21 protein-coding genes are annotated in these 22,500 nt (G+C 67.5%); 7 read left to right on the forward strand and 14 right to left on the reverse strand.

All coding sequences use genetic code 11. The features are described 5' to 3' along the window. The first annotated feature begins 50 nt into the window (after positions 1–50). A complete protein-coding gene (gene radC, locus RPB_RS03565; RefSeq protein ID WP_041797919.1) occupies positions 51–770 on the forward strand; it encodes a RadC family protein in 720 nt (239 codons plus the stop codon). 210 nt (positions 771–980) lie between these two features. Here radC and RPB_RS03570 read toward each other — a convergent pair whose 3' ends face one another. The 5 genes from RPB_RS03570 to RPB_RS03590 all read right to left on the reverse strand — a co-directional run bounded on the left by RPB_RS03570 (position 981) and on the right by RPB_RS03590 (position 6,862). Then, complete coding sequence (locus RPB_RS03570; protein WP_011439601.1) at positions 981–1,766, reverse strand: crotonase/enoyl-CoA hydratase family protein; 786 nt, start codon at positions 1,764–1,766, stop codon at positions 981–983. Between the two features lie 74 nt (positions 1,767–1,840). After that, entirely contained in the window at positions 1,841–2,758 is a 918-nt protein-coding gene (locus tag RPB_RS03575) for a phosphoribosylaminoimidazolesuccinocarboxamide synthase (protein ID WP_011439602.1), read from the reverse strand. A 69-nt stretch (positions 2,759–2,827) separates the two neighbouring features. Continuing rightward, positions 2,828–3,745, reverse strand: a complete 918-nt coding sequence (locus RPB_RS03580; protein WP_011439603.1) for a pirin family protein — start codon at positions 3,743–3,745, stop codon at positions 2,828–2,830. Positions 3,746–3,884: 139 nt separating this feature from the next. After that, entirely contained in the window at positions 3,885–5,306 is a 1,422-nt protein-coding gene (locus tag RPB_RS03585; protein ID WP_011439604.1) for a malonyl-CoA decarboxylase, read from the reverse strand. Between the two features lie 179 nt (positions 5,307–5,485). Then, entirely contained in the window at positions 5,486–6,862 is a 1,377-nt protein-coding gene (locus RPB_RS03590; RefSeq protein ID WP_011439605.1) for an MmgE/PrpD family protein, read from the reverse strand. A gap of 167 nt (positions 6,863–7,029) precedes the next feature. On the opposite strand from RPB_RS03590, the gene RPB_RS03595 reads away from it, so the two are divergent. After that, a complete protein-coding gene (locus RPB_RS03595; RefSeq protein ID WP_011439606.1) occupies positions 7,030–8,151 on the forward strand; it encodes an FUSC family protein in 1,122 nt (373 codons plus the stop codon). A 6-nt stretch (positions 8,152–8,157) separates the two neighbouring features. Here RPB_RS03595 and RPB_RS03600 read toward each other — a convergent pair whose 3' ends face one another. From RPB_RS03600 to RPB_RS03610, 3 genes are read right to left on the reverse strand one after another with little or no spacing between them, the layout of a single operon-like run. After that, positions 8,158–8,679: a hypothetical protein gene (locus tag RPB_RS03600; protein WP_080507720.1), complete on the reverse strand. Its 522-nt coding sequence runs from the start codon at positions 8,677–8,679 to the stop codon at positions 8,158–8,160. A 38-nt stretch (positions 8,680–8,717) separates the two neighbouring features. Beyond that, positions 8,718–9,191 (reverse strand): DUF2867 domain-containing protein, encoded by a 474-nt coding sequence (locus RPB_RS03605; protein WP_011439608.1) that lies wholly within the window; start codon positions 9,189–9,191, stop codon positions 8,718–8,720. 50 nt (positions 9,192–9,241) lie between these two features. Continuing rightward, positions 9,242–9,703, reverse strand: a complete 462-nt coding sequence (locus RPB_RS03610; RefSeq protein WP_011439609.1) for a DUF2269 family protein — start codon at positions 9,701–9,703, stop codon at positions 9,242–9,244. A gap of 240 nt (positions 9,704–9,943) precedes the next feature. Here RPB_RS03610 and RPB_RS03615 point away from each other — a divergent pair, with 240 nt between their 5' ends. The 4 genes from RPB_RS03615 to RPB_RS03630 all read left to right on the forward strand — a co-directional run bounded on the left by RPB_RS03615 (position 9,944) and on the right by RPB_RS03630 (position 14,806). After that, entirely contained in the window at positions 9,944–10,264 is a 321-nt protein-coding gene (locus tag RPB_RS03615) for a YARHG domain-containing protein (protein WP_011439610.1), read from the forward strand. Positions 10,265–10,467: 203 nt separating this feature from the next. Then, a complete protein-coding gene (locus RPB_RS03620) occupies positions 10,468–11,646 on the forward strand; it encodes an extracellular catalytic domain type 1 short-chain-length polyhydroxyalkanoate depolymerase (RefSeq protein WP_011439611.1) in 1,179 nt (392 codons plus the stop codon). A 128-nt stretch (positions 11,647–11,774) separates the two neighbouring features. Further along, the gene (locus tag RPB_RS03625) at positions 11,775–14,258 is read left to right on the forward strand and encodes a PAS domain-containing hybrid sensor histidine kinase/response regulator (protein WP_011439612.1); all 2,484 of its coding nucleotides are present in this window, start codon (positions 11,775–11,777) and stop codon (positions 14,256–14,258) included. Between the two features lie 128 nt (positions 14,259–14,386). Continuing rightward, positions 14,387–14,806 carry a DUF1236 domain-containing protein gene (locus tag RPB_RS03630; protein WP_011439613.1) on the forward strand — a complete coding sequence of 140 codons (420 nt, stop codon included), beginning with the start codon at positions 14,387–14,389 and terminating at the stop codon, positions 14,804–14,806. A 73-nt stretch (positions 14,807–14,879) separates the two neighbouring features. Here the strand turns inward: RPB_RS03630 and RPB_RS03635 are convergent, their stop codons facing one another. From RPB_RS03635 to RPB_RS03645, 3 genes are all read right to left on the reverse strand, one after another. Beyond that, the gene (locus RPB_RS03635) at positions 14,880–15,860 is read right to left on the reverse strand and encodes an AraC family transcriptional regulator (RefSeq protein ID WP_011439614.1); all 981 of its coding nucleotides are present in this window, start codon (positions 15,858–15,860) and stop codon (positions 14,880–14,882) included. Positions 15,861–16,195: 335 nt separating this feature from the next. Continuing rightward, on the reverse strand, positions 16,196–16,864 hold the full coding sequence (locus tag RPB_RS03640) for an MBL fold metallo-hydrolase (RefSeq protein ID WP_011439615.1): 669 nt from the start codon (positions 16,862–16,864) through the stop codon (positions 16,196–16,198). A 280-nt stretch (positions 16,865–17,144) separates the two neighbouring features. Continuing rightward, complete coding sequence (locus RPB_RS03645; RefSeq protein WP_011439616.1) at positions 17,145–18,263, reverse strand: vWA domain-containing protein; 1,119 nt, start codon at positions 18,261–18,263, stop codon at positions 17,145–17,147. A gap of 154 nt (positions 18,264–18,417) precedes the next feature. Here RPB_RS03645 and RPB_RS03650 point away from each other — a divergent pair, with 154 nt between their 5' ends. After that, the gene (locus RPB_RS03650) at positions 18,418–18,897 is read left to right on the forward strand and encodes an MmcB family DNA repair protein (protein ID WP_011439617.1); all 480 of its coding nucleotides are present in this window, start codon (positions 18,418–18,420) and stop codon (positions 18,895–18,897) included. Between the two features lie 16 nt (positions 18,898–18,913). Here RPB_RS03650 and RPB_RS03655 read toward each other — a convergent pair whose 3' ends face one another. From RPB_RS03655 to RPB_RS03665, 3 genes are read right to left on the reverse strand one after another with little or no spacing between them, the layout of a single operon-like run. After that, positions 18,914–20,296, reverse strand: coding sequence for a VWA domain-containing protein (locus RPB_RS03655; RefSeq protein WP_011439618.1), 1,383 nt, complete (start codon positions 20,294–20,296; stop codon positions 18,914–18,916). Next, on the reverse strand, positions 20,296–21,243 hold the full coding sequence (locus RPB_RS03660; protein WP_011439619.1) for an AAA family ATPase: 948 nt from the start codon (positions 21,241–21,243) through the stop codon (positions 20,296–20,298). Before RPB_RS03660 ends, RPB_RS03655 begins: the two co-directional genes overlap by 1 nt. Further along, positions 21,240–22,316: an acyl-CoA dehydrogenase family protein gene (locus RPB_RS03665; protein ID WP_011439620.1), complete on the reverse strand. Its 1,077-nt coding sequence runs from the start codon at positions 22,314–22,316 to the stop codon at positions 21,240–21,242. The genes RPB_RS03660 and RPB_RS03665 overlap by 4 nt, the downstream gene beginning before the upstream one ends. Positions 22,317–22,500: the final 184 nt, after the last annotated feature.

Consider the following 22,500-nt stretch of genomic DNA (forward strand, 5'->3'; position numbering starts at 1 on the left):
AAGGCGTGGCGCGCGGCATGGTTGATCCGATCAGCAACGCGGCGCCACCTATGCCAGCAGACAGCAGCGAGCGACTGGACCCGCCGGGATTCGCCGAGGCGCCGCATTATCACGGCCATCGCGAACGGCTGCGCGAGCGGTTTCGCGAGGCCGGCGCCGCCGCGCTCAGCGACTACGAATTGCTGGAACTCGTGCTGTTTCGCGCGCTGCCGCGCCGCGACGTCAAGCCGCTGGCGAAGGCGCTGATCGCGCGGTTCGGCTCGTTCGCCGAGACCATGCAGGCGCCCGAGCCACGGCTGCGCGAGGTCTCAGGGCTGGGCGAGGCCGCGATCACCGAGATCAAGCTGGTCGCGGCGGCGGCGGCGCGGGTCACCAAGGGGCAGGTCAAGAGCCGCACCGTGCTGTCGTCATGGTCGGCGGTGATCGATTACTGCCGGACCACGATGGCGTTCGCCGACAGGGAGCAGTTCCGCATCCTGTTTCTCGACAAGCGCAACCAGCTGATCGCCGACGAACTGCAGCAGGTCGGCACCGTCGACCACACCCCGGTCTATCCGCGCGAGATCGTCAAGCGCGCGCTCGAACTGTCGGCGACCGCGGTGATCATGGTGCACAACCATCCTTCGGGCGACCCGACGCCGTCGCAGGCCGACATCCAGATGACCAAGACCATCGTGGCGATCGCCGAACCGCTCGGCGTCGCCGTGCACGATCACATCATCGTCGGCAAGAACGGCCATGCCAGTCTGAAGGGGCTGAAGCTGTTTTGAGGTCGCCGATTTGATTCCGGTCGCAGCTGCTCCGTAGACTGCGTTGCTACACGGATTGAATCGTCATCCTGAGGCGCACGCCCGTTTGGGCGTGCCTCGAAGGATGCGGCGTCAAGCGCGGTGCCTGCGGCTCATCCTTCGAGGCGCGCAAGAGCGCGCACCTCAGGATGACGGGTAAGCGCGGCGAGTTGGCTTCGCTGCTCCGCCCGCTCAGAACTTGCCGTGCCGGCCTTCACCCTGGGTGAAGCGTTCGGCGCCTTCGAGCGTTTCGCCAGTGGCGATGACTTTCAGGCCGCCGCGCATCTCGTTCATGATCGCGTCGTCTTCCGGCATGTCCCATTGCTGCAGCGCCGACAGCCGGTCGGCGCGCAGACAGGTCTGCGGGAAGTGCGCGATCTCCTTGGCGAGCGTGATCGCGTGCAGCGCGGCTTCGCCGCGGTGGACCAGGCGGTTGGCGAGGCCCATCCGCTGCGCCTCGATGCCGGAGACCGGGCGGCCGGTGAGGATCATGTCCATCGCCTGCGAATGGCCGATCAGCCGCGGCAGCCTGATGGTGCCGCCGTCGATCAGCGGCACGCCGAAGCGGCGGCAGAACACGCCGAAGGTGGCGTCCTCGGCGGCGACCCGCATGTCCGCCCACAGCGCCAGTTCGAGGCCGCCGGCGACCGCATGGCCTTCGACCGCGGCGATCACCGGCTTGCCCAGCCGCAGCCGGGTCGGGCCCATCGGCGCCAGCGTGTCGTGGCCGGCGATGTCCCGCGATCGCTCGCTGTCGCCCGCCGCCACCGCCTTGAGGTCGGCGCCGGCGCAGAACGTGCCGCCCGCGCCGGTGAACACCGCGACGGACGAGGTGTCGTCGGCATCGAACGCCAGGAAGGCGTCGTAGAGCTTCTTCGCGGTGGCGCCGTCGACCGCGTTGCGGCGCGCGGGGCGGTTGATCGACACGATCGTCACCGGGCCGTCGCGCTCGATCAGCACCGTGTTCTGGGTCGGCATGGGTCTTCTCCAGAGGCAGTCATCTCGGGCGATCAATGCCCGCCGCACCCGGCGCCGCCTTGCGCTACGTCATGTCAGGAGATCGCGAGATCGGCGCCCGTCAGCCGGCGATAGGCGTCGAGATAGCGCGCGCTGGTTGCAGCGACCACCACGTCGGGCAGTTTCGGCGGCGGCGCTTCGCCGTTCCAGCGGCCGGCGCGGCGCTCGGCGTCGAGATGGTCGCGCAGCGGCTGCTTGTCGAAAGACGGCTGCGGCCGGCCCGGCTGGTAGGCGTCGGCGGCCCAGAACCGCGACGAATCCGGCGTCATCACCTCGTCGATCAGAATGATCCGGCCGTCGGCGTCGCGGCCGAATTCGAATTTGGTGTCGGCGATGATGATGCCCTGCTCGCGGGCGATCGCCTCGCCTTGGGTGTAGACCGCGCGCGTCATGCTCTCCAGCGTATAGGCGTCTTCGTCGCCGACGATGGCGCGCATTCGGGCGATGGTGATGTTCTCGTCATGGCCGGTCTCGGCCTTGGTCGCCGGCGAGAAGATCGGCGCGGGAAGATGCTCGCTTTCCTGCAGGCCCTCGGGCAGCGGCTCGCCGGCCAGCGTGCCGGTCGCGGCGTATTCCTTCCAGGCCGAACCGGTGATGTAGCCGCGGATGACGCATTCGACCGGAAACACGGTGGTGCGCCGGCACAGCATGGTCCGGCCGGCGAGGGTCGCGCGATGATCCTGCAGCGCCGGCACGGCGTCGACGATCTCGGCGGTGTCGGCGCTGATCATGTGGTGCGGCACCACGCCGCCGAGCTGGTCGAACCACCAGGCGCTGATCTGCGTCAGCACCGCGCCCTTCATCGGGATGGTCTCGGCCATCACCACGTCGAAGGCGCTGATCCGGTCGGTGGTCACCAGCAGCAGCCGGTCGGCGTCGACGGCATAGATGTCGCGCACCTTGCCGCGGCCGATCTTCGGCAGCGGCAGGTCGCTCGAGAGCATCGTGGTCATGGGCGGTCTTTCAGGCGACAGGCGTCGCCGGCAGGCCGGCGGCGCGGAACGATGGGAGCGGAGAGTGTATCATTCCGGCAGCGGAATGAACTCGCTCTCGTCTGGAACGGCGGCGAAACGGCCGGTTTTCCAGTCCTGTTTGGCCTGTTCGATGCGCTCGCGGCTCGACGAGACGAAATTCCACCAGATGTGGCGCGGCCCCTCCAGCGCGTCGCCGCCGAGGAACATCATCCGCGTGTCGGTCACGGCCCGGACGGTGATGCGGTCGCCGGGGCGGAAGATCAGGAGCCGCGGACCAACATGGCGGTCGCCGGCGATCTCGATCTCGCCCTCGACCAGATAGATCGCGCGCTCCTCGTGGTCGGGATCGAGCGGCACGGCGGTGCCGGCCGTCGCGTTGACCTCGGCGTAGAACCATGGCGACACCATCGTCACCGGCGAACTCTTGCCGAACGCCGAGCCGGCGATCACCCGCGCGGTGAAGCCGGTGTCGGTCACGGTCGGCAGCGTCGCCGCGGCGAAGTGCTGAAACGACGGGGCGATTTCCTCGGATCCTTTGGGAAGGGCGATCCAGCTCTGCAGGCCGAGCATCGCCTGGCCGTCACGACGCTCGACGTCCGGGGTGCGCTCGGAATGCGCGATGCCGCGGCCGGCGGTCATCAGGTTCATCGCGCCGGGCGCGATCTCCTGGATGTTGCCCTCGCTGTCGCGATGCATGATCCTGCCGTCGAACAGATAGGTGACGGTGGCAAGCCCGATATGCGGATGCGGCCGCACGTCCATGCCGCGGCCGGCGATGAACTGCACCGGTCCGAAATGATCGAAGAAGATGAACGGCCCGACCATCTGCCGCTTGCCGTGCGGCAGCGCGCGGCGCACCGCGAAGCCGTCGCCGAGATCGCGGGTGCGCGGCACGATGATCAGCTCGAGCGCGTCGCAGGTCTGCGGATCGCCGAGCTCCGGATCGATCGATGGCATCCAGCTCATGGTGTTTTCCTCGAAAGTACGATCCGTCATTGCGAGGAGCGTAGCGACGAAGCAATCCAGAAGCTCGGTGCACGGTGTCTGGATTGCTTCGCTCCGCTCGCAATGACGGGGTTAGGGCATTGCTCGAGCCGAGGGTGCGTCACGCCGGCGGTGCGATCGCCAGCGGGGCGGAGGTCTTGCCGTTGGTCTTGCGCGGCTCGCTGCTCAGCGGCTTGGACGGCAGTTGCTTACGGACCGCGGAGGCGGCCGCGATCTGGGCGCGTTCGGCGAAGGCCTCGTGGTTGGCCTCGATCTCGCCGAGCGCATACAGATAGTTCACCATCAGTCCGTGCGATTGCCGCATCCCGTTGGGCGAGCGGTCGCCGAGGAAATTGAGGCTCTCCAGCCGCGCGCCGTTGCCGAGATGGAAGCGCGCTACCGGGTCGAGCGGCAGGCCGCGGGCATTCTTGGCCTGCAGGAAGTACGCGGCCGCCAGCGGCAGCAGCAAAGGCTTGATGTGATCGGCGCGTTCGGGATCGTCCTGCCAATCCGGCGCGTCCAGCACCGCGAGTTCGGCACGGGCGGAGTCGTCGAGCAACGCCGACGCCTCGTCGGCGCGCTCCTGCTTCAGCCATTTCGCGAAGCCCGGCACCGGCGACAGCGTGACGAAGCTCTGCACGTTGGGCAGCTCGCGCTTGATCTCCTCGACCACCTGCTTGATCAGGAAATTGCCGAACGAGATGCCGGCGAGGCCCTTCTGGGTATTGGAGATCGAGTAGAACACCGCCGTGGTCGCATCCTTGGGCGAGATCGGCGCCCGCTCCAGATCGAGCAGCGGCGCGATCGCACCCGGGCGATCCAGCGTCAGCGCCACCTCGACGAAAATCAGCGGCTCGTCGACGAGCTGCGGATGGAAGAAGCCGTAGCAGCGCCGGTCCGCCGGCGCGAGTCGTGCGCGCAGATCGTCCCAATTGCGGATGGCGTGGACCTGCTCGTAGCGAATGATCTTCTCGAGAATGTTGGCCGGCGTAGTCCAGTCGATTCGTTGCAGCACCAGAAAGCCCCGATTGAACCAGGAGGTGAACAGATGCACGAAATCGTCGTCGACGTTCCTGAGTTGCGGGTGGTCGCGCAGATGCGTCAGCACCGCCTCGCGCATCCGCACCAGCGACGCGGTGCCGCCCGGCGCGAGGTTGAGCCGGCGGATCAGCTCCTGCCGGCGCGGCTCGGCGGCCTTGAGGAGTTGCGAGGCGGCGTCCGGCGATGCGCCGCTGACATGGAAGTTTTCGACGGCCGCCGTGAGTTCGGCGAGATCGGGGCCGAATTGTTCGGCCAGCGCGTCGAGGAAGCCGAGCTGATCGTCCTCGGCGGCGCCGTCATAGCCGGACAACAATTGATGCGCCATCGCCACGCCGGTGGCCTCGCCGCGGCGTGACAGCAGCGCCTCGCCGAGCGCGATCAGTTCGTCCTTGCTCTTCGGCTGGTCGCTGCTCGACTTGAACAGGCTGCGGCCACGTTCGGTGAGGCTCGTGAACAGGCCGCCGAGAAACTCCGACGCGCGATCGACGGTCGCTTGCGGCATGCCGTTTCTCCCCTGGCTTCGATTGGACGTGTCGCGAACAAGACGCAGTCTCACCCGAAATCATAGAGATTCCAGCCGACGGCTTCTAGACGCTTCACGCCGCCGATCGTTTCGCCACGGCTTCGTGATCGACCGGTCGCGCGCTGAATCGCACCCGCGCGTGCAGCGACGTCAAACTGTCATGCGGCGGATCGACGCGCGAAGCCGGTGGCTTCGTCGATCCGCGCGCATTGCTCCAGGCTCATGATCGCGTCGGCGAACGACTGCGCGCCGCCGTCGAGCACCGGGCGGGCAAGCTGCAGGAATTTCTGCGCCATCGCCTGATCGCTCGGAAACGAATTCGGTTCGCCGGACGGATCGGCGTAGATCCGCTCGTGCACGCCGTCGTCCGTCGTGATGGAGACTCGCGCGCCAAAGGGGTGGGTTTTGCCTTCGAGGCGAGAGTCCTGAACCACGTCGAATTTGTCGGCGAGCGCATCGATCGCCGGATCGCCGAGCCGGGTGTAGTCGTCCCAGCCGAAGCTGCCCTGTTCGAGCGCCAGCGCGCCGGTGAAGAACATCGAGAACTGGCCGCCGACGATCGACGACGGATGCCGCTTGGTGGCGGCGTCGCCGGTCAGCGTGATGCCGTTGCGGTGCAGCCCGATCTCGACCTTCTTGACCTGCTCGGGGGTGAGATTGTGCTCGCGCCGCATCGCGATCAGCGCGTCGATCGCCGCGTGGGTGTAGCGGCAGCTCGGATACGGCTTCACGCCGATCTTCATGGTCTCGTAGACCCGGCCGAGATCGGCGACGGCTTTGTCATGATGCGGCGTGTCGGTGTAGCCGACCAACAGGCCGTGGATGCCTTCGACCGATTCGGTGGCGCCGATGAAGCCGTTCTTCGCCAGCGTCGCGGCGATCACGCCGTTCATTGCGGCGGCCCCGACCTGATAGCGCTTGTTCCAGGCGCCGTTGACGAGGAATTGCAGCGAGCCCGCGGCCTGGCTGCCGGAGACGCCGAACGCCGACACGATCTGCGCGGCGGACAGGCCGAACAGTTTCGCCGCAGCCGCGGCGGCGCCGTAGGTGCCGGCGGTGGCGGTCGGGTGAAAGCCGCGGGCGTAATGCGAGGTCGGGTCGAGCGCATTGCCGAGCCGGCAGCACACTTCATAGCCGGCGACGATCGCGGTGAGCACGTCGCGCCCCGAAGCGCCGACCAGTTCGCCGACCGCGAAGGCAGCGGGCACCACCGGCGCCGACGGGTGCAGCGAGGAATCGGCGTGGGTGTCGTCGAAATCCAGCGAATGGCCGAGCGCGCCGTTGAGCAGCGCCGCCACCGCCGGGGTCCAGCGCTTGGCGTCGCCGAACACGGTCGCGGCGCCGTCGGCGTCCAGCGACAACGCCTGCACCATCGCCAGCAGCGCCGGCGTCGATTCGGCCTCGCGGCGGGCGCGGATCGCGCTGCCGAGGAAATCGAGGGTCAGCACCTTGGCCCGCGCCCGCACGTCCTGAGGAATGTCGTCGAAGCGCAGCGCGGCGACATAGCCGGCGAGCGTGGCGGTTTCGTTGGCCATGAGGGCTCCTGTTGTTGTTTTGCGGCACGTTAGGCGGGCGGCCCGCGGCGTTCAACCCATCCGGTTGCAGACCGGCATGCGAGCGAACATGAAGGCGGCCGCTGCGGATTGCGCAGCAGCGGGGGCTATGCTCTGACAGGCGACCACGCAACAAGGCATCGTCGCCGATGAAGCCGTTCTGGTCTCGATATCCTGCATATCTGCGCCCGCGCCGGCCGCAATGGGGGCTGGCGCTGCGCGTCACGATCGGTGCGCTGCTGGCGCTGGCGGCCGCGCAGGCGCTGCATCTGCGGCTGCCGCTGTGGGCGGTGCTGACCGCGATCATCGTCACCCAGCTCAGCGTCGGCCGCTCGGTCAAGATCGCGTTCGACTATCTGGTCGGCACCATCGGCGGCGCGATCTATGGCGGCGCCATCACCATTCTGGTGCCGCATCACAGCGAACTGGCGTTGCTCGGGGTGCTGGCGCTGGCGGTGGCGCCGCTGGCCCTGCTGGCGGCGGTCAAGCCGAGCCTCAACGTCGCCACCGTCACGGCGATCATCGTGCTGCTGGTGCCGACCATGACGCCGGTGGCGCCGTTGGATTCGGCGATCGACCGGGTGCTGGAAGTCGCGGTCGGATCGCTGTCCGGGCTGCTGGTGTCGTTCTTCGTGCTGCCGTCTCGGGCGCAGGCGCTGGCGCTCGCCGCAGCGGCACGGGCGCTCGATCTGATGGCGGTGGCGCTCGGCGAATTGCTCGCCGGCCTCACCCGCGGCCTCGACAACGATGCGCTGCACCGGTTGCAGGACGGCATCGGCGCCTCGCTGGTGACGCTCAACGAGATCGGCGACGAGGCCGAGCACGAGCGCGCCACCGGGCTGTCGCGCGGGCCGGATATCGGGCCGCTGATCCGCACGCTGCTCAGGTTGCGGCACGATCTGGTGATGGTCGGCCGCGCCGTCGCGGCGCCGCTGCCGCGGGCCTTGCAGGACCGCCTCGGCCCGTCGCTGGAGTCGTTTCGTGCCGCCGCGACCCTGCATCTGGCCGCGAGCGCCGCGGCGTTGCGCGATCGCGGCCCGCCGCCGCCGCTGCGCGCGGTGATTGCGGCGCTCGACGCCTATGCGGCCGAAATCGCAAAGGTGCGCGGCGACGGGCTGACGCGCGAATTCTCCGGCGAGCAGGCCGAGCGGTTCTTCGCGCTCGGCTTCGCACTGGAACAGCTCAGCCAGAATTTCCGTGATCTCGAAATGCGGGTCACCGAATGGGCCCGGCCCGGCGCGGCCGTCGCCGACACCCCGCCGGTCTCCTGAACCCGATCAGCGATTGCGCAACGCTTCCAGCGCGTTGCTGCTGAGGCGCTCCGGGTCCTGTTCGCCGCGCGACGCTTGTTCGAGAATGTTGGCGGACAGAAACTGCAGCGCGCTCGACGGCGCCTGCAGCGGCAGCGTATCGACGCATTGCTCGAGCGCGGCCGACATCGCGGCGACCGTCTGCGGGCTGAAGGCCTGCGCATGGGGGGCCTGCGACCCGCCGCCGATGGCGCCGGGACCGCCATTGGCGGAAGATTCAGGCGACTGATTGCCGAGCCGCGACGCTTCGGCCAGCACGCAGAGATGAATCAGCGCGGATTGCGCCAGCGTGGCCTCGTCGGTCTCGCCGGCGCGCGACAAGGCTACGATCCGGGCCGCGAGTTGCTTGCGGTTGGTGTCGGTATCGGCCCGCGAGCCCTCGATCCCGATGAACCGCTCCCACGCGCTGTCGAAGGCGCGCGCGAGCGCGGCCGTTTTCTCGTCGGGGGCGGAGGGCCCGCCGGTCTGATTGATTTCGCCGTCCACCATCGCCAACTCTTGCCGTCTCCCGAAGTTCCGTTCCGGTCTCAGCGCGCGAGCTGCTGCAGCATCGCGCGCACCACCAGGCGGTGGAACGGCATGATGGTCGCCAGATAGGTTCGGCCGAGCCAATTGTGGGTCAGAACCAATGTCGTGGCGACGACACGGCGTTCGGCCGGGCCGTCCTCCACGTCGATCACGACGCGGAAGTCGAGATGGTGATCGTCGAAGCCGGCGACGATCCGGTGAGGCGCCTCGTCAAGCACCGGAAACACGCCGATGCGGTCGCCCGCGGCCGATCCGCCGGGCGCTGGTGTCTTCAGCCCGAACGGCGTCACGACGAGATTGCGCAGCCGCATCAGCGCGTCGATCCAGCCCGGACCATGCTCGATCATTCGGGTCGCGGCCTGGCGGGCGTCGAGCGCCCTGCTGCCGATCGGAACGCAATAGGCATCGATGAACTGGGCGCCGGGCAGCAGCGCCTCGCGATCGACGGACGGCGCGATCTCTGTAACGGACATCAGCGGCTTTCCCGATCGCTACGACGGACGGCCGAATGCCCGGCCGCGGGTCAGAACTTCACCACCATGACGAAGATCGCCGCCACCAGCGGCACGGTGGCGATGATGCCCCAGACCAGCCAGGTTCGGGCATCGCGCCAATATTGCTCCGGAATGTCATTGCTCTGCGCAAAGCTGCGGGCGAGCCGCGCCTGCCGGATCTGGATCGGAATCAGGATGCCGAGCCACATCATTCCGGAGATCGCGAACAGGATCTGGCCCGAGACCAGCCAGAACGAGGAGAACAGCGGAATATCCTTGACGATCGCGGCGCCGTAGCCGCCGACCATCACCAGCACGATGCCGATCACGGTGAAGATGAAATCCGACACCGTGACGCCGCGCTGCGCGTGGGCGACGATCTTCGGATCGCGCGTGAGATCGGAGAACGCCTTCCAGAACGCGGTGATGGTGACGTTGCCGACCAGCACGACCACGCCGACGACGTGGAGGAACTTGAAGACGTCGTACATCTGGTCTGACAACTGCCACTCCGGTCCGGACTTCCGGTCGGCGAACCGCGCAACCGGGCGCCGCCATTCGCGGCGGGCGAGGTTCTGCTCGGGGTTTTCCGGGCGATTGTCAAATCGACCTTCGTTGCGCGAGACTGCGCCACGTGTCGGATACTTGTTCCTGATCAAGGATCGTTCGTCGCGCCCGTCGGAGCCTGCCTGCGGCCGCGCGGGTGTCGCCAACGGAGGAGGATAGCGACCATGGGATCAGTTGGAACCATACCTTGCCGGGCCGGCTTCGCCCGCTGGCCCCGTCTGATCGCGGGCGCCTGCCTGCTGATCGCCGGCGCCGGGATCACCGCCTCATCCGCCAACGCCCAGCAGAGCTGCCAGGCGCTGTGGGTGGAGCGCAACAGCTACTTCAAGGACGCCGGCTACTGCTTCAAGACGCGGCGCGCGATCGGCTATTTCGGCAATCGCGGTTGTTCCTATGACGACGAGGGCGATGTGCCGCTGTCGGCCAATGTCCGGGCGCGGATCGCCGAGATCAAGGCGCTGGAGCGGCGGTTCGGCTGCGATTGACGGCCGCCGCGGCGGGTTCTGCCCACGCCGAGGTCGAAAATACGTGCAAAAACATACGGCCGTCACCTTGCGGAGATCGGCGGGAACGCAGGCTGCGGGTTTTTGCAATTCGATCGCAGGAACGGAATTCAGGGTTGCCTATTATCTTGCTGCAGCGCAGCATTATATTCTGGTCAGCTGGCTGAGGATCAGGAGTTGCTGCCGTGTCTCACAGAAATCCCATCGACTTCCTCGCCCATTTGCGAAAGTTCAACGGTCTCAGTGGCTTGCACCCTGCCTCTGGGGCGGCCGAGGCTGCCAGCCCGCTGATCGAGACGGCGGATTTCGGCGACAACCCCGGCAACCTCCGGATGCTGTCGTTCATCCCTGAAGGGCTGACGAAGCGCATCCCGCTGGTGGTCGTGCTGCATGGCTGCACCCAGAATGCGGCCGGTTACGATGTCGGCGCAGGATGGTCGACGCTAGCGCAGCGCTACGGCTTCGCCCTGCTGATGCCGGAGCAGAAGCGGGACAATAACCCCAATCTTTGCTTCAACTGGTTCGTGCCGGACGACATCAAGCGCGGCCACGGCGAAGTCGCGTCGATCTGGCAGATGGTCGAGCGAATGTCGGCTGCCTATCACATCGATCGGGCGCGAATTTTCGTGACCGGACTATCCGCCGGCGGCGCGATGACCACGGTGATGCTGGCGACCTATCCGGATGTGTTCGCCGGCGGTGCGGTGATCGCCGGGCTGCCCTATGGAGTCGCCGGCACCGTACGGCAGGCGCTGAAGGAGATGCGGCATCCATCGCCGCGTTCCGCGCACGAGCTCGGCGATCTGGTGCGCAAGGCGTCGCCGCACAAGGGGCCATGGCCGAAGCTGTCGGTCTGGCACGGCAGCGCCGATCGCACCGTGAACGCCGCCAATGCCGATGCGCTGGTGAAGCAGTGGCTCGATCTGCACGGTCTGCCGGAAACGCCGATGTCCCAGCGGAGTGTCGTCGGCTTTCCTCACCAGGTCTGGTGGAACTCCAGCGGCGAGGCGACCGTGGAATCCTACACCATCACCGACATGGCGCACGGCACGCCGATCGGCCGCGCCAATGACGAGCGCTACGGCGTCGCCGGCGCCTACCTGCTCGAAGCGGGAATTTCGTCATCGTTCCACATCGCCGAATTCTTCGGGCTCACCGGCCGTATTCACCGGCACAAGGCGGTCGCGCGACCGAGCGCCGAAGCGGACCACGCCGCGGCCGCGGACGGCGCGCGAGCGGGAACCTTCAGGCCGCGTGCGGCCGCCGGCGCGCGGGCGGCCCACGAGCCGCCCCGTGACCGCCGCGGCTTCGATGTCGGCGCGGTGATCACCCGGGCGCTGACTGCGGCCGGCCTGATGAAGTAGGCGTTCGCTGCTGTCGCTGGTGCTGCAGGCGCAACGCCGGCCTGCCCGGCGCCGACATTTGCGCCTGTCGCGGCGGATGTTAGGTTGAGCGTTCGCCGCAGATCGTCTTAGCCCATCACGCGGGTTGAATGCTGGACCTGAAGAGATCGATGACGCCGGATTTCCTCGCCCGCGGCGGCGAGATGGGCGCTCTGATGCGCGCCCATGACTGGGCGGATTCGACGCTCGGGCCGGCGGAGACATGGCCGCAGAGCCTGCGCACCGCGCTGCGGATTCTGCTCAACAGCAACCATCCGATGTTCATCTGGTGGGGCCCCGATCTGATCCAGTTCTACAACGACGCCTACCGGCAGACGATGGGACCGGAGCGCCATCCCGGCGCACTCGGCCAGCGCGGGCGCGACTGCTGGGCGGAGATCTGGGACATCATCGGCCCGCAGATCGAGCAGGTGATGAGCGGCGGCGGATCGACCTGGCACGAAAATCATCTGGTGCCGGTGACGCGCAACGGCCGCCGCGAGGACGTCTACTGGACCTACGGCTTCAGCCCGATCGATCAGGACGATTCGGTCGGCGGCGTGCTGGTGGTGTGTCGCGACGTGACGCGAGACGTATCGGCATCGATGGCGCTGCGCGAACGCGAGGCCGAGCTGGCGCGCGTGCAGCAAATCGGACGGATCGGCGGGCTCGAGGTCGATCTGCGGTCCGGCTTCCGCAACCGGCGTTCGCCGGAATATCTCCTGGTCCACGGTCTGCCGCCCGAGGCCGCGACGGAAACCCACGAAGACTGGGTTCGACGCATTCATCCCGAGGATCGCGAGGCGACCGAACGGCAATTCGTCGAGGCGGTGAACGGCGACGCCCGCGACTACGTCGCCCGCTATCGGATCATCCGTCCGAGCGACGGCGAAACGCGTTGGATCTCGGTGCGTGCGGTGATCGAGCGCGACGACAGCGGCACGCCGCTCCGGCTCGTCGGCGCGCATATCGACGTCACCGAACAGGTCGAGGCCGAGCAGAAGGCGCAGGCGAGCGAGGAAGCGGCGCGCAAACTCGCCGCACAGCTCGCGCAACTGAACACAACGCTCGCGCAACACGTCGAGGAAAAAACCCGCGAGCGCGACCGGATCTGGAATGTGTCGCAGGACCTGCTGCTGGTTGCCGACCGCCGCGGCGTCTGGCGCACGGTGAATCCGGCCTGGACCAATACGCTGGGCTGGAGCGAGGCCGAGCTGTTGAACAACACCTCGGAATGGATCGAGCACCCGGCCGATGGCGGCATTACACGGGCGCAGTTGGCCGAGCTGTGCGCGGGCGCCGGCACGGTGCGCTTCGAGAGCCGGATCCGCGCCAAGGACGGATCGTATCGCTGGTTGTCCTGGACCGGCGTCTCCGACGCCGACGCCTGCTACGCGGTCGCGCGCGACATCACCGCCGACAAGGCGGCGGCGGAGCGCCTCAAGGTCACCGAGGAGGCGCTCCGTCAATCGCAGAAGATGGAGGCGGTCGGGCAACTCACCGGGGGTATCGCCCACGATTTCAACAATCTGCTGACCGGCATCGTCGGTTCGCTCGAGCTGATGCGGACCCGGCTCGAGCAGGGCCGCACCGACAATATCGCACGCTATATCGACGCCGCGATGATCTCGGCGAATCGTGCGGCCGCGCTCACCCACCGGTTGCTCGCCTTCGCCAGGCGTCAGCCGTTGGTACCGAAGCCGGTCGACGCCAATCACCTCGTGGTCTCGCTCGAGGATCTGCTGCGCCGGACGATCGGCGAAGCGATCGAGTTCGAGATCGCTGCGGCGCCGGATCTGTGGCTCACGCTGTGCGATCCCAACCAGCTCGAAAGCGCGCTGCTCAATCTGGCGATCAACGCCCGCGACGCGATGCCGGATGGCGGCCGGCTCACGATCACCACGCGCAATGCGACCTTCGACGGCGGCGAGATGCCCGCGCTGCTGCCCGGCGACTATGTCTGCCTGACCGTCTCCGACACCGGCGTCGGCATGAACGACGATGTCGCCGCGCGGGCATTCGAACCGTTCTTCACGACCAAGCCGCTCGGCCGGGGCACCGGCCTCGGACTGTCGATGATCTATGGTTTCGCGCAGCAATCGCGCGGACATGCGAGCATCGCCAGCGCGCGGTCCGAAGGCACCTCGGTCACGCTGTATCTGCCGCGCGAACACGGCGACGCAGGCGAGCGGCAGGAGCCGGCGAAGCCGCCACGCGCGGATGCTGCCCGCGGCGAGACCGTGCTGGTGGTCGAGGACGAGGCGGTGGTGCGCGCGGTGATCGTCGAGATGCTGCGTGACCAGGGTTATCGCGTGCTCGAGGCCGTGGATGGGCCATCCGGACTGGCGATGCTGCAGGGCGACGAGCCGATCGACCTGCTGCTGTCGGATATCGGGCTGCCCGGCCTCAATGGACGCCAGCTCGCCGACTATGCGCGCCTCCACCGACCGGACATCGGCGTGTTGCTGATGACCGGCTACGCCGAAAGCGCGGCGATGACCGACGGCATTCGCGAGGCCGGCATCGAACTGATCACCAAGCCGTTCGACCACGGCGATCTGATGACACGCGTGCGCGCGATGGTTGCCGATTAGTTCCAGTCTGACGATTCGTTCATCGACTCCGCGCTGATGGAAGCGGCCGACGTGGCCTCGATGAGTTGCGCGGAACTGTTTCATGCGCGGCGACTTGTCAAGCACCTTCCCAGAATCGGAGCTTCACTATGATCAATCGCTTTGTCGGAACCGCCGTTGTCATCCTGGCGCTTGCCGCGCCGGCCGTCGCCAATGCCCAGGGTGTGCCGGGCGGCATCGAGCGCGGTGCGCGTGACGGCGAGCGTGCCGCCGGCCCGGTCGGCGCAGTTGTCGGGGGCACCATCGGCGGTGTCGTCGGCGGCGTCGCCGGCATCCTCGGCGTCGACGATCGCCCGCGCTTTCGCAGCTACGTGGTCGAGCAGCGCCGTCCGTCCTACACCTATCGCGACGAGGTTCGCGTCGGCGCCGTACTGCCCGACGACGGCGTGACCTATTACGAGGTCCCGGACCGGTTCAATTCGGCGCGCGAGTATCGCTACACGGTGGTGAACGGCCGCACTGTTCTGGTCGAGCCGGGCACCCGCCGCATCGTCGAGATCATCGACTAAGCCAACGACGTCGGCGGGCCGCCTCTCGACGAGGCGGCCCGCGCCGCGCGTGGGTTGCGGCGGCGCGCGGCGCCTATCTGCTCGATCGGACCAGCGTTTCCGACGGCCGTTCGCCGAACGCAGTCCGATAGTCCTTGGCGAAGTGGCCGAGATTGGAGAAGCCGCAGGCGAAGGCGGCGGCCGTGACCGAGGTCAGCGCGCGTCCCTGCTGCAGCATGGTGCGTGCCTGCCGAAGCCGGACCTGCTTGGCGAACGCCATCGGCGAGTAGCCGCGGCTGCGCTGGAAGGCCTTGAAGATGCCGCGCGCGCTGATTCCCGTCAGGTCCGTCAGCGTTTCGATGGTGATCGGTTCGGCCCAGTTGGCCTCGATGTATTCCTCGATCCTGCGCACGTGCCCGGGCGCCGCACTGCGCGAGTCGGCTTCCAGAAATTTGGTGAAGTTGTGCGGATAGGCGGTCAGGAACAGCAGGGTGATGGCTTCCTGCAACTCCGCCATCACCAGCTCGGGTAGCGGGGCACTCGCCGAATTGATCTGACTGTTCACGAACCCGATCAGGCGGCGAAGATTGGCCGCCTGCAGCAGGTCGTTGCTCGCGGCGGGCTCGAACTCGATCGCGCGCTTCGGCTTGGTGCCGAGCAGCGCCGTGAGCTTGCGGTCGATCGCGCTGCTTTGCACGCGAAGCAGCAAATGCTCGTAGAACGGGCCGAACTCGGTGTGAGCGGTGCGTCCGGGCGACGAGACGCAGGCCTGCCGCGGATCGATCGCCGTCGTGACGCCGGCGCTGCGGGTACTCGATTGCCCGGTCAGCGCGATCTGTAGTCGCGCAAAGTCGGCCTCGGGGAAGTCCACGCTCAGCGGCGCGCGACCGCAGGTGAAGCCGAGCGCGATATCCTGCAATTGCACGAAATTGCCCCGCACGCGGAACGTGCCGGCCGAACCGCACTGAAAGTTGCGGGCGCCGTAGACGGTGGAGAGCGCGTGCGCGAGTTCGTCCGGATCGGACGTGTCCATCGCACGGAAACGGCTGAGTGGCTCGCTGAGGAGTTCGGTCATAATGAAAGCGCTCCCGCGGTCTTGCTGTCGAGCATCGTCGTGCCGTGGATCGGTTCGATACCGTCTTGGGCGTTGATGCCGGCTGGAACGATGCAAAGGGGCCGATGATCTGCCGACCGAAAATCGCGAGAGCGCAACGGGTCGATTGTCATGTCCGTCGGTTGCAGCGTTCCATCCGAGGATCCGACGATGCCGCAGACCCGAGGTCGCTCGATACTTCGTAGAACTACCAGGCAATGGCAGGCGTCGCGGCGATCGCACGCGGATGCACTCCGCCGCTGCGCGCGGGGCGGTGGTCGGAATCGAATGTGAACAATGCCTGCGGGAGACCGACGCTACATCGCGCCGGTCAGGAACGGATTGGTCATGCGCTCCTGGCCGATGCTCGAGCCGGGCCCATGGCCGCAGATGAAGCCGACATCGTCGCCGAGCGGCAGCAGCTTGTCGGTGATCGATCGGATCAGCGTGGCGTGGCTGCCGCCGGGCAGGTCGGTGCGCCCGACCGAGCCGGCGAACAGCACGTCACCGACCAGCGCGAACCGCATCGCCTCGTTGAAGAACACCACGCTACCCGGCGAATGTCCGGGACAATGCAGGATCTGGAACGTCAACTCGCCGACGCTGACGCTGTCGCCCTGGTCCAGCCAGCGATCCGTGGTGACGTCGCGGACGCCGGCGATGCCGAAGCTGCGGCCGCTAGCGACGACGTTGTCGAGCAGGAACTGGTCGTCGCGATGCGGGCCTTCGATCGGCACCTTCAGCGCGTCGCGCAATTCGGCCGCGCCGCCGACGTGGTCGATGTGGCCGTGCGTCAGCCAGATCTTCTCGACGCTGACGCCGGTCTTCTCGATCGCGGCCAGAATTTCGGGGACGTCGCCGCCGGGATCCACGACCACCGCCTTGCGGGTGGCCTCGCACCACAACAGCGTGCAGTTCTGCTGGAATGGCGTGACCGGGATGATGGCGGCGCCAGCTTTGGCTTTGGTGTCGGATGCAGTGCTCATCGCCGCACTTTGCCGCCTCCGCCGCGGCAAGTCAAAGTGGGGGCAGGGCTGGATTGTCGTCATTGCAAGCGCGTGAATCCTCTCCCACGGGGGGAAGAAGGCAGCACCCAAAGTCGTCATCCTGAGGCGCTCGCCCTGTTGGGCGAGCCTCGAAGGATGCGGCGACAGGTGCCCGCGACTCATCCTTCGAGGCGCGATCCGTCACGCTCACGCGTGGCGGATCGCGCACCTCAGGATGACGGCGGAATTCCTCTTGAGAGCCCCACAACCACCAAAGGATCTACCGTTTCAATTGCGCCTTCAGCGTCGCTTCGACTTCGCGATCGAACGACGAGGCCGGCTTGGGTTGCTTGTCGCGCTGCGCCGCCAGATAGGCGTCGCGCTGCTTGACCAGCGTGGCGAGTTGTTCGTTCAGCGTCTTTCGCGCGGCCATTTCGGATTCCACTTTGGCGGCGCGCTGCTCGGCCGGCAGGCTGCGCAGGGCGTCGGGCAGGTCCTCGTCCTTGACGGCGTCGAGCTTCTGCCGTCCGGCGATGACGTCGCTGACCAGATCGCCGCCGCCGGTGACGGCTTCGGACGAGGTGCGCGCCCGCTTGTTGATGTAGCTCGCCATGTCGGAGGCGGAAGCGGGCGCCGATGCGGCGACTTTCGACAATTGTCGGGTCTGATCTTCGGTGCGTTTCTGGATCGGCGCGGGACCGTAGGGGATCACGGTGCCGTTGATCCGGTTCTGCAGGATGATGATGTCCTGGTCGTAGGGCGTCTCGATCACCACGATCTGGCCGCCATCCTGCGGGATCGGAATGTAGCGGCCGCGCCCGCTTTCGGCGATCTCGTGCCACACCCGCTCGGTATCGCGTGCGTGGCCGGCCTGCACGGCGTTGACGATGATGTCCTTCTGCCGCGCCACCGCCAGCGTGGTCGGATATTTGGTGTCCTGGGCGTAGTCCATATGCGGCGGCGCATCGCCGACCAGGAACACGATCCGGCAGATGTCGCCCTCCTTTGTCCAGTGCAGCTTGTTGACCGCGACGTCGAGCGCCTCGTTGACGCTTTCCGGCCAGTCGCCGCCGCCGCGCGCCTGCAGCTCCAGCAGCCGCGCATAGAGGTCCTGAATGTCGGAGGTCAACTCGACGCGGCGGGTGACGTAGTCGTCGCCGATGTCGCGATACATCACCAGCCCCATCCGGATGTCGGCGTCGGGATTGCTGTCGAGGATCGCAGTGGCGATCGACCAGATCTTGCGCTTAGCGCCCTCGATCAGGCCGCTCATCGATCCGGTGGTGTCGAGCACGAAGGCGACTTCGACCGTCGGCCGCGCGCTTGCGGTGGAGGGAAGCGCCAGCGGCGCGAGCAGCGCGGTGAAGGCCAGCGCTTTCATGAGTGTGATGCGTGTCATCCGATCGTCTCCAACTGCCCCGCCAGAGCCCGCGTTTCACCGCATCGCCGCACCGACCCGCGATCGCGGCGCTGCGGCGATGTTTCTGCGGCCGAAATCGGACCGCGAAGCGCCGCTTGGGCACCCGCACCGAAATCGGCTAGACTTGGTCGCGATGGAATCGAATGCCGTTCACATGATTTTGCCGCCGGACCTGCGGCAGTCGGACACCGCGCTCAAAATCGCGCGCGGCACCACGCGCCTGCTGCGCTCGCTGGGCTTCGCCTGCGTCAGCGAATTGCCGCTGCCGTCGGGACGGCGCGCCGATCTGGTGGCGCTGAACGAGCGCGGCGAGATCTGGATCGTGGAGATCAAATCCTCGCTGGCCGATCTGCGCGCCGACACCAAATGGCCGGACTATCGGGCGCATTGCGACCGTCTGTTCTTCGCCTTCACGCAGGATCTGCCGTGCGAGATATTTCCCGGCGACACCGGCCTGATCGTCGCCGACGGCTACGGCGCGCATCTGCAGTGCGAGGCGCCCGAGCACAAATTGGCGGCGCCGACCCGCAAGCTGATGATGCTGCGCTTCGCGCTCGCCGCCGCACAGCGGCTCAACCGGCTGAGCGATCCGCAGGGATTCGCCGAAAGTTGACGTAGCGTCGCGGCCGCTACTGATAAGCGGCGACGATGTCCGACACCGCGCGTTCGAGCTGCTTGGCCGTGGCACATTGCCGGACGGTGTTGCAGAACGGCGCGTAGCGGAACATCTCGGAATCGCCCCAGCCCCAGCCCATCCGGCCTTCGGGATTGAGCCAGACCACGCGCTTGGCGCGCTCGGAGATGGTGCGCAGGATGTCGGTGCGCGGATCGAGCTTGTTGGTGCGGGCGTCGCCGAGCACGATCACCGTGGTCTTCGGCGTCACCGCGCGCAGCCAGCGCTTTTCGAAATCCGCCAGCGAATTGCCGTAGTCGGACGAGCCGAACCCGACCTTGGCCATGATCTCGCGCATCGCCGCTTCCGGCTCCTGCTTGTCGAGGATGTCGCTGACTTCGATCAGGTGACCGGAGAACGCGAACGAGCGGACGTCGTCGACCACTTCGTGCAGGCTGTGGATCAGCAGCAGGAAGAAATCGGAGACCTGCGCCACCGAACCGGAGACGTCGCACAGCGCCACGATCTTCGGCCGGTCGCGGTGGCGGCGTTTCCAGGCGGTGAGAAACGGGATGCCACCCCAGGCGGCGTTGCGGCGCATGGTGCGGCGGACGTCGAGGTGGCCGCGGCGCTGCCGCTTGCGCGGCTTCGAATAGCGCTCGCGCAGCCGCCGCGCGATGGCGCGGATCAGTGCCTTCATCTGCGCGACCTGGCGCCGCTCCAGCCGCGCCAGCGGCGCGTTGCGCAGGATCTCGTGGCGCAGATTTTCGGTTTCCTCGCGGCCGTACAGCAGCAGCGCCTGCGAGACGCGCTCGCGCACCGCGTCGCGCAGGCCGTCGAGCGCGGCGGCGAGGCGTTCGGCCTCCGTCGGGTTGGCGCTCTTCAGCGCGTCGAGATCGTCGCGCAGCCGCCCGACGCCGAGCGCGTCCATCATCCGGGTCTGGAACAGGCCGCGCTGGGTGAAGTAGCGGATGTTGGAGAGCTCTGCCGCATTGGCCGCGCCGGCCAGCGCCGCAGCGACCGCGCTGCGATCCTGCGACAGCAGCATCTGCGCGAGGTTGCCGAGTTCGGGCGGTGCGCTGCCGCCGTCCTGCGGCGCGCCGGCGCCGGACGGCGACGCCGCATTGTCGGCCGCAGAGCCGCTGCTATCAGTCTCGGACTCGTCCTCCGCCGCCGGCGGCGGCTCGGGGTGACTGAAGAACAGGTCGAAGCAGTCGCCGAGCGCCTGCTTCTCCTCCTGGCTCTTGGCCAGTGTCAGCAGCAGCGTGTCGCGCAGCGTGGTGCGATCGGAGAAGCCGACATCCGCGACCGCGCGCATCGCGTCGATGCTTTCGGCCGGCGACACGCGCACGCCGGCGCCGCGGGCCGCCCGGAAGAAGCGGTGCAGCTCCTCGCGCATCAGCCGAACGTGCCGGCGCGCCCGGCCTTGGCGACGAAGCCCGCGACCTGCGGCGTAGCGGTTTCGATATCGGCTTCGTATTTCAGCAGCACGTTGAGCGTGTCCTTCACGGTCTCGTGGTCGAGTTCGGTCGATTGCAGCAGCACCAGCACCCGCGCCCAGTCGATGGTCTCGCTCACCGACGGCAGCTTCTTCAGGTCGAGCGCGCGGACCTGGTTGATGAAGCCGACGAGCTGCCTGCGCAGCGTCTCGGACGCGCCCGGCACCCGGCTCTCGACGATGCGCTCTTCGAGCTTCTGCTCCGGAAAGCCGATATGCAGATGCAGGCAGCGCCGCTTCAGCGCGTCGGACAGGTCGCGCTCGCCGTTCGAGGTCAAGAGTACCAGCGGCTTCACCACCGCGCGGATGGTGCCGAGTTCGGGAATCGAGACCTGGTAGTCGGACAGGATTTCCAGCAGCAGCGATTCGAATTCGGCATCCGACTTGTCGATCTCGTCGACCAGCAGCACGCAGCCATTGGGTTGCTCCAGCGCCTGCAGCAACGGGCGCGGCTCGACGAATTCCTTGGAGAAGAACACGTCGCCGAAATCATGCAGCCGGTCGAGCGCGCCCGCCAGCGTCTCGGCGCCGCCGAGCACTTCGCCGAGCTTGTCCTTGAGAATCTGGGTGTAGAGCAACTGCTTGGCGTATTTCCACTCGTACAGCGCCTTGGCCTCGTCGAGGCCTTCGTAGCACTGCATCCGGATCATCCGCAGCCCGCGCCAGGCCGCCAGCGCCTTGGCGAGTTCGGTCTTACCGACGCCGGCCGGGCCTTCGACCAGGATCGGCTTCTCGATCTTCTCGGCGAGATACACCGCGGTCGCAATCTGCCGGCTGGCGATGTAGCCGACCGATGCGAGGCCCGCGGTGACGGCGTCGATGGAGGAGGTCGGCAGATGTGTGGTCATTCGCGTCGTGCGCTCCAGAGAGATTGGCCGAGAGTGATCTGCCGCTGCTTGCGCGGCTCGCGCGCGACATTGGCGAGGACGTCGAAACCAGCCAGCGCGCGGCTGATGCGGTCGTCGGTCCGCGCCACGGCGAAATGCGCGCGAACGTCGTCGACGATGCTGCCGGCCAGCGCGCGGATGCCGATCAGGCGCGCCGGCACCGGCGGCGTACCGTCGTCGAGCGACAGCACGGCGGCGCGGCTCGCGGTCTCGATCAGCGCGACTTGCCCTTTGAGACGCCCGAGCCGCAGCGCGTGGTCCTCGCTCGGCTCGATTTGCGCGGCGATCGCCCGCAGCAGCCACGCCAGAAAGCCGGCGGTGGTCGCGGTGCCGACGGTGTCCTCGATGTCGCGAAACGGCAGCGCCATCGCCGGATAGGCGTCGCGCGCGCCGCCGATCCGCGCCGAGGCCGGCACGACGCAATTGTCCAGCGTGAGCTCGCAATGCGACGCCGGCGCCAGCACGTCGAGCGACGGCATCGGCGTGATGGTCAGCCCCGGCGTATCGCGCGGCACGGCGAACAGGCCGTAGCGCTTGCGACCGTCCTCGATCGCGACGATCGCCAGCACCAGGAAGAGGTCGGCGACCGGGCCGTTGGTGATCCAGGCCTTGCGGCCGCTGATCGCGAAACTGTCGCCCTGCGGCTCGGCGGCGGTCTGCAGATGTTTCGGATGCGCGCCGGCACCGGGCTCGGAGATCGCCACCGCGGCCCAGCAATCGCCCGTAGCGATGCGCGGTAGCAGATCACTGCGCTGCGCGTCGTCGGAAAAGCCGGCGATGAAGAACCGCGCGATCAGTTGCCGCCCGGCGAAGGCTGTGGCCAGGCCGAGTTCCCCGGTCGCCGCGGCCATCGCCTGCTCGGCAACTGCGATCGCCGTAAAACTATCCAGCGATGCGTCACCGCCCGGCAGTCCGATCCGGAACAGGCCCGCGCGACGCATCGCGCCGAACGGATCCGCGCGGCGCTCGGTGGCGTCGATCGCACGCCAGCGCTGGGTGATTTCGCCGACGGCCTGGCTGGCGTTTTGCAGCATGAAAAGGGACCGATTGTGGTTGTCCGGAGCGAAAGGTCACCTTGCTGTCTAGAATAACCCGGCCGCCGTCGCGAGCGGATTCTTCCATTCCGTCGAACGGAATGGCACGGCCGTTTCGTTGCGGAGTCGCTTGCACAATGCGTCTCTGAACCATGCCTGCCCCAACGAAAACATCGGCCGGGTT

This window comes from Rhodopseudomonas palustris HaA2, from assembly GCF_000013365.1.
Taxonomy (GTDB): Bacteria; Pseudomonadota; Alphaproteobacteria; order Rhizobiales; family Xanthobacteraceae; genus Rhodopseudomonas; species Rhodopseudomonas palustris_J.